A 12,304-nucleotide genomic window follows, 5' to 3' on the forward strand; every position below is an offset into this window, starting at 1 on the left:
AGATGTGTATAAGAGACAGGCCGCGGTTTACCTGAAAAAACCCGGGCCTCTGCATCGCGAGCAAGCCCGCTCCCACAGAGGATTATCGACAGTCCATAAAAAGAGGTCCTATGCCCGTACGCCCGGTTCTAAGCCCTGAAACCCTGCGCTGGTTGCCGTGGGTGGTGGCCATCGCGTTTTTCATGCAGTCACTCGACGGCACCATCCTCAACACCGCCCTGCCCGACATGGCCCGCGACCTCGACGAAAACCCGCTGCGCATGCAAGGTGTGATCGTTGCCTACATGCTCACCGTTGCCTTGCTGATCCCGGCCTCGGGGTGGATCGCCGACCGCTTCGGCACCAAAAAAATCTTTTTCAGCGCCATCCTGCTGTTCAGTTTCGGCTCGTTGCTCTGCGCCCTGTCCGGCACTCTCAACGAGCTGATCGGCGCACGGATCGTCCAGGGCCTGGGTGGTGCCCTGATGCTGCCCATCGGCCGGCTGGTGGTGCTCAAGGCCTATCCGCGCTCGGAGCTGGTGCGGATCATGGGTTTTATCACCATTCCCGGCCTGCTCGGCCCGCTGATAGGCCCCACGATGGGCGGCTGGATGGTGCAGTACCTGAGCTGGCACTGGATTTTCCTGATCAACCTGCCCGTGGGCGTTCTCGGTTGCTGGGCCGTCTGGCACTTCATTCCGGATTTGCGCGGCAGCGAGCGCACCCGTTTTGACGGGTTGGGTTTTGTGCTGTTTGGCGCGGCGATGGTGTTTATCACCATTGCCATGGAAGGCCTGGGCGAGCTGCATATGCCGCACCTGCGGGTGATGTTGCTGCTGTTTGCGGGCATGGCCTGTCTGGCAGCGTACTGGTTACGCGCGGGCAATATCAGCAACCCGCTGTTCTCCCCGGTGCTGTTCAAAACCAAGACCTTCGCAGTGGGCATCCTCGGTAACCTGTTCGCCCGCCTGGGCAGCGGCGCCCTGCCGTTTCTGGTGCCCTTGCTGTTGCAGGTCGCGCTGGGCTATTCCCCGTCACAGGCCGGGATGAGCATGCTGCCACTGGCCGCGGCCGCCATGCTGGCCAAATGGGTGGCCAGGCCATTGATCGAGCGCGTGGGATACCGCACCGTGCTGACGGCCAACACCTTCGCCCTGGGCCTGATGCTGGCCAGCATGGGGCTGGTTACCGAACACACGCCATACCCGTTGTTGCTGTCAATGCTGGCCGTTTTGGGAGCGATCAACTCATTGCAGTTCACCGCCATGAACACCGTCACCCTGATTGACCTCGACGACGCCAGTGCCAGCAGCGGCAACAGTTTGCTGTCAGTGGTGGCGCAGCTGTCCCTGAGCCTGGGCGTGGCTTGCGCCGGGGCATTGCTTGGCGGCTTTACCGGGGATGGCGGCAACGATGGGGTGGACACGGTGCTGGGCGCGTTCCAGCTGACCTTCCTCACAGTAGGGATCATGGCGATGCTGGCAGCGGCGATATTCCTGCAACTGTCACCCCAGGATGGCCGCAAACCCAAGGCCAACTCGGAACATGAGCTGGAACATTAAGCTACTTTTCGCCAAGAACTGGATGACATCTCGTCCAGAATGTTCAGGCAAAGGGCACGGGACTGGTACACTGCGCGACATTTTGTTTTGCAGGCCAGTCCCGTGACCACCATTGCCACCGCTTTTAACACTCTGCCTCTGTCCGCCGCCATGCTGGCTAACCTCGACTCCCTCGGTTATGCCCAGATGACGCCGATTCAGGCGCAGAGCTTGCCGGTGATCCTCAAAGGCATGGACCTGATCGCCCAGGCCAAGACCGGTAGTGGCAAAACTGCCGCCTTCGGCATCGGCCTGCTGAACCCGATCAACCCGCGTTTCTTCGGCTGCCAGGCCCTTGTGATCTGCCCGACCCGCGAACTGGCTGACCAGGTCGCCAAGGAAATCCGCCGCCTGGCCCGCGCCGAAGACAACATCAAGGTGCTGACCCTGTGTGGCGGCGTGTCGTTCGGCCCGCAGATCGGTTCGCTGGAGCACGGCGCGCACATCATTGTCGGCACTCCGGGGCGTATCCAGCAACACTTGCGCAAAGGCTCGCTGGTACTGGACGGTCTGAACACCCTGGTACTGGACGAAGCTGACCGCATGCTGGACATGGGCTTCTATGACGCCATCGAAGACATCATTGTCAAAACCCCGGAGCGTCGCCAGACCTTGCTGTTCTCGGCCACTTACCCGGCCGGTATCAAGCAGCTGTCGTCCAAGTTCATGCGCAACCCTCAGCAGGTAAAAGCAGAGGCGCTGCACACTGACAGCCAAATCGAGCAGCGTTTCTACGAAATCTCGCCTGAAGAGCGCATGAGCGCCGTGACCAAGGTACTGGGCCACTTCCGCCCGCAGTCTTGCGTGGCGTTCTGCTTCACCAAGCAGCAGGTGCAGGAAACCGTTGATCACCTGACCTCCAAGGGCATTTCGGCCGTCGGCCTGCACGGCGACCTGGAGCAGCGCGACCGTGACCAGGTACTGGCCATGTTTGCCAACCGTTCGACTTCGGTACTGGTTGCCACCGACGTAGCCGCCCGTGGTCTGGACATCGACGCGCTGGACATGGTGCTCAACGTTGAGCTGGCCCGCGATTCGGAAATCCATATTCACCGTGTTGGCCGTACCGGCCGTGCGGGCGAAAAAGGCGTGGCCATCAGCCTGGTTGCACCGTCCGAAGCGCACCGCGCCCAGGCCATCGAGCAGTTGCAGAAAGCTCCGCTGAACTGGGAAACCCTGGACACCCTCACCTCTCAGGGCGGCGCACCGTTGATGCCGGCCATGAGCACACTGGTGATCGGCGCAGGTCGTAAAGACAAGGTTCGCCCAGGCGATATCCTTGGCGCACTGACCGGCGACGCAGGCATCCCGGGGGCCCAGGTTGGCAAGATCGCCATCTTTGACTTCCAGGCCTACGTGGCGGTTGACCGCACCATTGCCAAGCAGGCTGCACAGCGCCTGAGCGAAGGCAAAATCAAAGGCCGCGTATTGCGCGTACGGGTTTTGTAAGACGCTTCAAGAGCCCCCTCACCCCAACCCTCTCCCGGAGGGAGAGGGGGCAGATTTGCATAGAATTCGAAATCACCCTGGTCAAGCTCCCTCTCCCTCAGGGAGAGGGCTGGGGTGAGGGCTGCTTTTACCGAGGACACCGCTTTGCGCTCTACCGACGTTGTGATTATTGGCGCTGGCGCCGCAGGCCTGATGTGCGCACTGACCGCCGCCAACCGTGGGCGCAAGGTGATGCTGATCGACCACGCCAACAAGGCAGGCAAAAAGATCCTGATGTCGGGCGGTGGCCGCTGCAACTTCACCAACATGTACACCGAGCCCAACAATTTCCTGTCGCAGAACCCGCACTTTTGCAAGTCGGCCCTGGCCCGCTACACCCAGTGGGACTTTATCGAGATGGTCGCCAAACACGGCGTGCCCTACCACGAGAAAAAACTCGGCCAGCTGTTTTGCGACAACAAATCCAGCGACATCCTCGAAATGCTCCTCGACGAGTGCAAACAGGCCGGCGTCAGCCTGCACCTGGACACTTCAGTCGAACAGATCGAAAAAACCGACAACGGCTACAGCCTCAATACAACGCTGGGGCCGGTTGACTGCCAGTCTCTGGTGGTCGCCACCGGCGGGCTGTCGATCCCGACCCTGGGCGCCACAGGCTTCGGCTATCAAATCGCCAAACAGTTCGGCCACACCTTGCTGCCAACCCGGGCAGGCCTGGTGCCGTTCACCATCACCGATCAGCTCAAAGAGATCTGCACCGAGCTGTCGGGCACGTCGGTGGATTGCCTGGTGAGCTGCAACGACCAGAGCTTTCGCGAAAATATCCTGTTCACCCACCGTGGTTTGAGCGGGCCGGCGATCTTGCAGATTTCCTCGTTCTGGAACCCCGGTGATACGGTTGAGATCAATCTGCTGCCCGACCTCGACGCCCTGAGCTGGCTGCAAACACAGCAGGTTGAGCGCCCCAACAGCGAGTTGAAAACCCTGCTGGGTGAAATCTTCACCAAGAAGATGGCCAATCTGCTGGCCGAGCACTGGTTCGAGTCCAAGCCAATGAAGCAGTACACCCCGGCGGAGCTGGCGCAGGTGGCGGACAAACTGGCGTGCTGGAAGGTGGTCCCCGCGGGCACCGAAGGTTATCGCACCGCTGAAGTGACCCTGGGTGGGGTCGATACCCGCGAAGTGTCGTCCAAGACCATGGAATCGCTGAAAAGCCCCGGCCTGTATTTTGTCGGCGAAGTGCTGGATGTAAGCGGCCATCTTGGCGGCTTCAACTTCCAGTGGGCGTGGGCTTCGGGGTATGCAGCGGCGCAGTACGTCTGACCTGCCCCCCGTAGCCGCTGCTGCAACCTGCAGCAGCGTCTGCAGGGGCGCATGAAAAATATTTTTGGTTCGATGTGACAGCCCCATTGCACTGTCGTCTTATCTGGCTCAAGTTAGCGAATCACGAGCCAGGCACCGCCACTTCATGTCATCGAAAAGCTTTCAGCATTCCCTGCGCCGCCTGTGGGCACTGGACAAGTTCAGTTACAGCGTGCGGGTATTTGTCGCCCTGACCGGCAGCATGGCTTTTTGCTGGTATCAGGATGAGATGTCACTGCTGATCCCGTTGTTTCTGGGGGTTATCGCCAGTGCGCTGTCTGAAACCGATGACAGCTGGCAAGGCCGTCTCAACGCCTTGCTGGTGACGCTGGTGTGTTTCACCGCCTCGGCCCTGAGTGTCGAGTTGCTTTTCCCCTACCCCTGGCTGATGGTCTGCGCGCTGGCCCTGGCCAGTTTCGGCCTGACCATGCTCGGCGCGCTGGGCGAGCGCTACGGGGCGATTGCTTCAGCCACACTGATTCTGGCCGTGTACACCATGATCGGCGTAGATCAGCGCGGCGGCGAAGTCACCAACTTCTGGCATGAACCCTTGCTGCTGGTGGCCGGTGCCGCCTGGTACGGGATACTGTCGGTGCTGTGGCAGGCGCTGTTTTCCAATCAGCCGGTGCAACAGAGCCTGGCCCGGTTGTTCTGGGAACTTGGCCTGTACCTGAAAATCAAGTCGGCGCTGTTCGAGCCGATCCGCAAACTGGACGTGGAAGCGGGACGGCTGGAACTGGCCCGGCAAAACGGCAGGGTGGTGGCGGCGCTGAACACCGCCAAGGAAATCATCCTGCACCGGGTCGGCAATACTCGGCCAGGTTCCAAACTCAGCCGCTACCTCAAGCTGTATTTCCTCGCCCAAGACATCCACGAACGTGCCAGCTCTTCACACTACCCGTACAACGCCCTGGCCGACGCCTTCTTCCACAGTGATGTGATGTTCCGCTGCCAACGTCTGCTGCGCCAGCAAGGCGTGGCCTGCCAGCGCCTGTCGGAGTCGATCAAGCTGCGCCAGCCATTCGTCTATGACGACAGCTTTGCCGAGGCTCTGGGAGACCTGCACGCCTCCCTCGAACACTTGCGCATCCAGAGCAACCCGGCCTGGCGCGGACTATTGCGTTCATTGCGGGCACTGGCCGCCAACCTCGGCACCCTCGACCGCCTGCTGAGCGATGCAAGCAACCCCGACACCCTGGCCGATGCCACCGATAGCAGCCTGCTCGACCGCTCGCCACGCAACCTCAAGGATGTCTGGTCACGCCTGCGCCAGCATCTGACACCTACCTCGCTGATCTTCCGCCACGCCTTGCGCCTGCCCCTGGCGCTGAGTATCGGTTTTGCGATGGTGCACTGGATTCACCCAAGCCAGGGCTACTGGATCATCCTCACCACGCTGTTCGTGTGCCAGCCAAGCTACGGCGCCACGCGGCGCAAGTTCAGCCAGCGGATTATCGGCACTGCCATCGGCCTGGCCGTGGGCTGGGCGTTGTTCGATCTGTTCCCCAACCCGCTGGTACAGTCGATGTTTGCCGTCGTGGCCGGGGTGGTGTTCTTTATCAACCGCACCACGCGCTACACCCTGAGCACGGCGGCCATCACCCTGATGATTCTGTTTTGCTTCAATCAGGTGGGCGATGGTTACGGACTGTTCCTGCCGCGCCTGTTCGACACCCTGGTGGGTAGCGTGATCGCGGCAGCGGCGGTGTTCCTGTTCTTGCCTGACTGGCAGGGTCGTCGCCTGAACCAGGTGCTGGCCAATACCCTGAGCTGCAACAGCCAGTACCTGCGCCAGATCATGCAGCAATATGCCCAGGGTAAAAGCGACAGCCTGGCCTATCGGTTGGCACGGCGTAACGCACATAACGCCGATGCGGCGCTGTCGACCACCCTGGCCAATATGCTGATGGAACCCGGGCATTTCCGTAAGGATGCAGACATGGGCTTCCGCTTTTTGGTGCTGTCCCACACTTTGCTCAGTTACCTCTCTGGCCTGGGCGCCCACCGCGACACCCAATTGCCTGCCGAAGTGCGCGAGCAGTTGATTGAAGGGGCCGGGAGCAAGATTGCCGACAGCATCGACCAGATTGCCCAGGGCCTGGCCACCAAGCAGGCGGTTGCAGTGCAAAGTGATGAGGAAGAGGCCCTGGCCGGCGAACTTGAACAAATGCCCGATGAAATAGATGAAAACCAGAGGCTGGTACAAACCCAACTGGCGCTGATTTGCCGCCAGCTCGGGCCACTGCGCACCCTGGCCGCGCATTTGGTCAAGGCACCTTAGGCCTTGGCGCCAGTCGGCATCACGCCTACTATCGAGACATGAACTCGCCAACAAGGACAAGATCGTGACCACCGACTGGCTCTGCAAACACCACAACGACCTGGGCAAGGAACAGCTCTACGCAATCCTCGAATTGCGCTCAAAAGTATTTGTCGCCGAGCAGAAATGCGCCTATCAGGACGTCGACGGGCAAGACCTGACGGGCGATACGCTGCATGTGATGGGCTGGCAAGACGACCAGCTGGTGGCCTACGCCCGCATCCTCGACCCCGAGTCCCAGGGAGGTGACGTAGTGATCGGCCGCGTAATCGTTGCCGTCGAAGGCCGCGGGCAAAAGCTTGGGCATACCCTGCTTGAACAGGCCCTGAAAAATATCGAAGAGTACTGGGCGGGGCAGCCCGTATTCCTGTCCGCCCAAGCGCACCTGCAACCCTTTTACGAGCAACACGGGTTCAACACCCAGGGCGAGATCTACCTAGAAGACAACATCCCGCACATCGGCATGCGCCTGACATCTCAGGGGTAACCCAGCACCTGCTTGATCTGCACCAGATGCCCAGCGACCCAGTTTTTGTCCACCGGCCCCCAGTTGCGGATCAGGTAGCGTCCGGCATGGTTGCGGGCGCCATCCTGCTGTTCAAATTCGCAGATGATGTCCAGATCGGCCAGGGCAGCAATGGTGTCCTGGGCGGTACGACGCGGCATGCCGGTGACTTCGGTCAAGGCAGGCACGCTGCTGGCGATCTGGCTATCGATCAACCAGGCCACATACAAGCGCCGGTAAAAGCTGCTTTTGGTTTTGCTGACTTCCATTCAGAACTCCTGCCCGTCTATACGGGTCCGCTCCCACACATAAAGTAAGTGTCAGGTTTTGCCCTGCATATCCCGCCACGTGAGGTACACCCGCAGGTCGAACTCCAGTTGGTGATAACCCGGCAACATGTGCTCACACAGCTTGTAGAACGCCTTGTTGTGGTCTGACTCTTTCAAGTGGGCCAGCTCGTGGACCACGATCATCTTCAAAAACTCGGGCGCCGCTTCCTTGAACAACGAGGCCACGCGCAGTTCCTTTTTAGCCTTGAGCTTGCCGCCCTGAACCCGTGAAATAGCAGTATGCAAACCCAGCGCACGGTGGGTCAGGTCGAGCCTGTTATCAAACAGCACCTTGTCAAAGGATGGCGCATTGCGCAGGTATTCCTGTTTGAGCTCCTGAGCGTAGGCATACAGGGCCTTGTCGCTTTGCACGGCATGACGCTGTGGATAACGCTCGCTCAGGTAAATGCCCAGCTGGTTGCGCTCGATCAATTGGCGCACCTGCTCTTGCAAGGTCTGGGGGTAAGCCTGGAGGTATTTGAGCACAGTCATGGGGCGCCAACGCACAGCGTAAAAGTGCGCCAGTGTAGCGAATTCGATCCCCGGGCGCCCACGTCAGACTTTTACGCTGCCAAAAGGCAGACGCTTCCGAGAAAACACGATGCACACAAGCGCTGCTTGCGACCCGCAAACTCACAGGGCTATCTTCACCAGTCGCCGATGCTCCCCCGTGGAAGAAACATGAAAAAGCCGACGCCCGACGATCCCAAAGCCATTCACACTCCCCGGGATGATCATCAGCACGATGAAACCACCCGGCTTATTCTCGACGCCCTGCTTCAGGCCCCGCCCGTTTGCCTGGAAAACCTCAAACCCACCCGTGCACTAAGGGCAGGCAAGCAATCACCCTTTGCCGTGCTGCCTGATATCCGTGCAATCGAAGCGCTGTCCCATGTGTCGCTGATGCTCAAAAGCGCAGAAGAGGTCTCGGATGAAATCACCGCATACGCCAGCGGCATAGAGCGTGGGCTGGTGTGGTCGCTGGTGCATTCGGTGGAGATGTCCCGATCACTGGTGGACTCACTGCTCAGGGCCAATGGTGTTGATCCAGAGTTGCTAAAGGCACAACCGTCAAACTGGCCCTGCGCGAAGCAGGCTGGCAAGGGGGGGCTTTAATTCCTCCAAAAAAAAAACGCCCCGATCAGATCGAGGCGTTTTTTGGTCGGGCCGGTCAGGCGGCAATCGACAGTTTGAGCTTGTTCATCGCGCTTTTTTCCAGCTGACGAATCCGCTCGGCTGACACGTTGTACTTCTGCGCCAGGTCGTGCAGCGTGGCTTTTTCTTCAGCCAGCCAGCGCTGATACAGAATGTCACGGCTGCGGTCGTCCAGCACTTCCAGCGCTTCGTGAAGGTTGCTGGTGGAGTTGTCGGTCCAGTCAGCATCTTCCAGTTGGCGTGCCGGGTCATACCGGTGGTCTTCCAGGTAGTTGGCTGGCGACTGGAACGCACTGTCGTCGTCAGCTTCGGCTGCCGGGTCGAACGCCATATCATGACCGGTCAGGCGACTTTCCATCTCGCGCACTTCGCGAGGCTCTACGCCGAGGCTTTCAGCCACACGATGCACTTCATCGTTGTTCAACCAGGCCAGACGTTTTTTCTGGCTGCGCAGGTTGAAGAACAATTTGCGCTGAGCCTTGGTGGTCGCGACTTTCACGATCCGCCAGTTGCGCAGGATAAATTCGTGGATCTCTGCCTTGATCCAGTGCACCGCAAAAGACACCAGACGCACACCCATTTCAGGGTTGAAGCGTTTGACCGCCTTCATCAGGCCGACGTTGCCTTCCTGGATCAGGTCAGCCTGAGCCAGGCCATAGCCCGAATAACTACGGGCAATGTGTACAACAAAACGCAGGTGGGCGAGCACCATCTGCCGAGCCGCCCCCAAATCCTGCTCATAATAGAGACTCTCGGCCAGTTCACGCTCCTGCTCCGGTGTCAGCAATGGAATGCTGTTCACCGTATTGACATAGGCCTCGAGGTTCGCACCAGGGACCAACGCATACGCAGGTTGCAAAGAAGTGGTCATACGAAAAAACCTCCGTCTCACATAACTCGTGCAGTTCAGCACTGCGAAAGTTGACCGGAAACCTGGAAAAAAGTTCCCAAAAAAAGCTGAAAAGGTCAACAGGCAAAAAGAAAACTATTTAGGCGAAAGCTCACGTAAGTGACGCGCAACTGCAATCCATGCACCGATATACCCTAACAGCACCGCGCCAAGCAAGAGAGACAGACCATCGGCTACCGGCACACCCGCCAAGGCAAAATTGCTGCCGTACAAGCCAGCCAGCCCCACCACCGCGTCGTTAAGCCAGTTCAGGCCGAATGCCAAAACGCCCCAGGATAAAACACCCGCACCAAAGCCATAGAGCGCACCCATATAAAGAAAGGGCCTGCGCACATAGCTGTCAGTACCGCCGACCAGCTTGATGACTTCGATTTCGATGCGACGATTCTCGATATGCAAACGAATCGTATTACCGATAACCAGCAGCAAAGCTGAAACCAGCAACACCGTCAAGCCAAACACAAAACGGTCACCCAATTTCAGGATTGCCGCCAGACGTTCGACCCAGACTAGATCAAGTTGCGCCTGTTGCACCTTCGGCAACTGCGCAAGGCGTTCGCGAAGGGCTTCAAGCGTCGCTTTATCGACTTCTGCCGGGGTTACCAGGACCACACCGGGCAACGGGTTATCGGGCAACTCTTTAAGCGCTTCGCCCAGCCCTGACTGCTGCTGGAACTCTTCGAGTGCCTTTTCGCGGCTGATAAATTCCGCGTCAGCCACCCCTGCCATACCTTTTATCTGATCGCTGAGATTTTCACCCTGCTGGCTGCTGGCATCCATCTGCAGATACAGCGAAATCTGTGCTGCACGCTGCCAGGAACCACCCAGGCGCTCGACGTTGTTAAGCAACAACGACAGGCCCATCGGCAGACTCAAGGCAACCGCCATCACCAGGCAGGTAAAAAAGCTACCAATCGGCTGCTTGCCAAGGCGCTTCAGGCTGTCGAGCAGACTGGCCCGGTGAGCCTCAACCCAGGCGTGAAACAACATGGCGAAGGTCGGGCCATCGTCATCATCGTGTTTTTTCTTCGGCGGCTGCGGGTCGGCAGCCTTTGGAGCTACGCGCTCGGATACTTTGGAACTGCGGGTGGCACTCATTGCGCGGCCTCCCCGTCACCGATCAGGCGTCCGCGCTGCAAGGTCAGCATGCGATGGCGCATGCGTGCGATCAGCGCCAGGTCATGACTGGCAATCAGTACGCTGGTGCCCAAGCGGTTGATGTCTTCAAATACGCCCATGATTTCCGCCGCCAGACGCGGGTCGAGGTTACCGGTGGGTTCATCGGCCAGCAGCAAGGCCGGGCGATGCACGATGGCGCGGGCAATGCCTACACGCTGTTGCTGACCCGTGGATAAGTCACCCGGGTACAGGTCGGTCTTGTCCGACAGCGCTACGCGCTCCAGCGCCGAGTCGACACGCTTGGCGACTTCAGCCTTGGACAGGCCGAGAATTTGCAGCGGCAGGGCGACGTTGTTGAACACTGTGCGGTCAAACAGCAACTGGTGGTTCTGGAAAACCACACCGATCTGGCGACGTAAAAAAGGGATCTGCGCGTTGCTGATTTGCCCCAAGTCCTGCCCCGCCAGTAGCAATTTGCCGCTGGTCGGGCGTTCCATCGCCAGCAACAGGCGCAACAGCGTGCTTTTACCTGCGCCGGAGTGGCCGGTCACAAAAAGGAATTCGCCTCGACGGACCCGAAAGCTCAGCTCGTGCAGGCCCACGTGTCCATTTGGATAGCGCTTACCGACCTGCTCGAAACGAATCATGGACGCTCCCGCTCCGCAAACAGAGCCTGGACAAAGGGTTCGGACTCAAAATCACGCAAATCATCGATGCCTTCACCCACACCGATAAAGCGGATAGGAATATTGAATTGCTTGGCCAGGGCGAAAATCACCCCGCCTTTGGCCGTGCCATCGAGCTTGGTCAGTGCCAGACCCGTGAGGGCAACGGTCTGATCAAACTGCTTGGTCTGGTTGATAGCGTTCTGCCCGGTACCGGCATCGAGCACCAACAGCACTTCGTGGGGAGCGTCTTCGTCAAGCTTGCCCATGACCCGGCGAACTTTCTTGAGTTCTTCCATCAGGTTGTCTTTGGTATGCAGGCGACCAGCGGTATCGGCGATCAATACGTCGATGCCACGGGCCTTGGCAGCTTGCACAGCGTCAAAAATCACCGACGCCGAATCCGCGCCAGTGTGCTGGGCAATGACCGGGATATGGTTGCGCTCGCCCCACACTTGCAGCTGCTCGACGGCGGCCGCACGGAAGGTATCACCGGCAGCCAGCATGACTTTCTTGCCTTCAAGCTGCAGTTTTTTCGCCAGTTTGCCGATGGTGGTGGTTTTACCCGCGCCGTTGACGCCTACCACCAGAATCACGAATGGCTTGTTTTGCGATTCGATTTTCAGCGGTTGCTCCACCGGCTTGAGCATGGCCGCCAGCTCGTCCTGCAGCGACTTGTAGAGTGCATCGGCATCGGTCAGTTGCTTGCGCGCGACCTTCTGCGTCAGGTTCTTGATGATCACCGAGGTTGCTTCAACACCCACGTCGGCGGTCAACAGTCGGGTTTCGATCTCTTCGAGCAGATCGTCATCAATGGCTTTTTTGCCCAGAAACAGGCTGGCCATGCCTTCGCCAATGCTGGCGCTGGTCTTGGACAAGCCTTGCTTGAGACTGTCTCTTATACACATCT

12 protein-coding genes are annotated in these 12,304 nt (G+C 59.2%); 6 read left to right on the top strand and 6 right to left on the bottom strand.

Annotated features, from left to right (window positions below):
* Nucleotides 1-110: 110 nt before the first annotated feature.
* The 5 genes from mdtD to QN377_RS22360 all read left to right on the top strand — a co-directional run bounded on the left by mdtD (nucleotide 111) and on the right by QN377_RS22360 (nucleotide 7,198).
* Nucleotides 111-1,541: a multidrug transporter subunit MdtD gene (mdtD, locus tag QN377_RS22340; protein WP_095017825.1), complete on the top strand. Its 1,431-nt coding sequence runs from the start codon at nucleotides 111-113 to the stop codon at nucleotides 1,539-1,541.
* A 102-nt stretch (nucleotides 1,542-1,643) separates the two neighbouring features.
* Nucleotides 1,644-3,029, top strand: a complete 1,386-nt coding sequence (dbpA, locus tag QN377_RS22345; RefSeq protein ID WP_095017826.1) for an ATP-dependent RNA helicase DbpA — start codon at nucleotides 1,644-1,646, stop codon at nucleotides 3,027-3,029.
* A gap of 144 nt (nucleotides 3,030-3,173) precedes the next feature.
* Nucleotides 3,174-4,352, top strand: a complete 1,179-nt coding sequence (locus tag QN377_RS22350) for an NAD(P)/FAD-dependent oxidoreductase (protein ID WP_095017962.1) — start codon at nucleotides 3,174-3,176, stop codon at nucleotides 4,350-4,352.
* Between the two features lie 145 nt (nucleotides 4,353-4,497).
* Nucleotides 4,498-6,672, top strand: a complete 2,175-nt coding sequence (gene yccS, locus QN377_RS22355) for a YccS family putative transporter (RefSeq protein ID WP_095020479.1) — start codon at nucleotides 4,498-4,500, stop codon at nucleotides 6,670-6,672.
* A gap of 64 nt (nucleotides 6,673-6,736) precedes the next feature.
* Nucleotides 6,737-7,198 carry a GNAT family N-acetyltransferase gene (locus tag QN377_RS22360; protein WP_094999802.1) on the top strand — a complete coding sequence of 154 codons (462 nt, stop codon included), beginning with the start codon at nucleotides 6,737-6,739 and terminating at the stop codon, nucleotides 7,196-7,198.
* On the opposite strand, the gene QN377_RS22365 is transcribed toward QN377_RS22360, so the two are convergent.
* Entirely contained in the window at nucleotides 7,189-7,485 is a 297-nt protein-coding gene (locus tag QN377_RS22365) for a winged helix-turn-helix domain-containing protein (protein WP_094999801.1), read from the bottom strand. The genes QN377_RS22360 and QN377_RS22365 overlap by 10 nt on opposite strands.
* Before the next feature lie 51 nt (nucleotides 7,486-7,536).
* On the bottom strand, nucleotides 7,537-8,037 hold the full coding sequence (locus tag QN377_RS22370; protein ID WP_094999800.1) for a YgjP-like metallopeptidase domain-containing protein: 501 nt from the start codon (nucleotides 8,035-8,037) through the stop codon (nucleotides 7,537-7,539).
* 189 nt (nucleotides 8,038-8,226) lie between these two features.
* Between QN377_RS22370 and QN377_RS22375 the strand changes: the two genes are divergently transcribed.
* Nucleotides 8,227-8,661: a hypothetical protein gene (locus tag QN377_RS22375; protein WP_094999799.1), complete on the top strand. Its 435-nt coding sequence runs from the start codon at nucleotides 8,227-8,229 to the stop codon at nucleotides 8,659-8,661.
* Nucleotides 8,662-8,716: 55 nt separating this feature from the next.
* Here QN377_RS22375 and rpoH read toward each other — a convergent pair whose 3' ends face one another.
* The 4 genes from rpoH to ftsY form a co-directional block, all read right to left on the bottom strand.
* A complete protein-coding gene (gene rpoH / locus QN377_RS22380) occupies nucleotides 8,717-9,571 on the bottom strand; it encodes an RNA polymerase sigma factor RpoH (RefSeq protein ID WP_004419731.1) in 855 nt (284 codons plus the stop codon).
* Between the two features lie 114 nt (nucleotides 9,572-9,685).
* Nucleotides 9,686-10,708, bottom strand: a complete 1,023-nt coding sequence (gene ftsX / locus QN377_RS22385) for a permease-like cell division protein FtsX (protein WP_094999798.1) — start codon at nucleotides 10,706-10,708, stop codon at nucleotides 9,686-9,688.
* Nucleotides 10,705-11,376: a cell division ATP-binding protein FtsE gene (gene ftsE, locus QN377_RS22390; RefSeq protein ID WP_016782600.1), complete on the bottom strand. Its 672-nt coding sequence runs from the start codon at nucleotides 11,374-11,376 to the stop codon at nucleotides 10,705-10,707. Before ftsE ends, ftsX begins: the two co-directional genes overlap by 4 nt.
* The coding region (gene ftsY / locus QN377_RS22395; RefSeq protein WP_323567665.1) for a signal recognition particle-docking protein FtsY at nucleotides 11,373-12,304 on the bottom strand (932 nt) is incomplete at its 5' end. The genes ftsE and ftsY, both read right to left, overlap by 4 nt.

This window comes from Pseudomonas sp. CCC4.1, from assembly GCF_035019225.1.
GTDB classification, from domain to species: Bacteria; Pseudomonadota; Gammaproteobacteria; order Pseudomonadales; family Pseudomonadaceae; genus Aquipseudomonas; species Aquipseudomonas bubulae.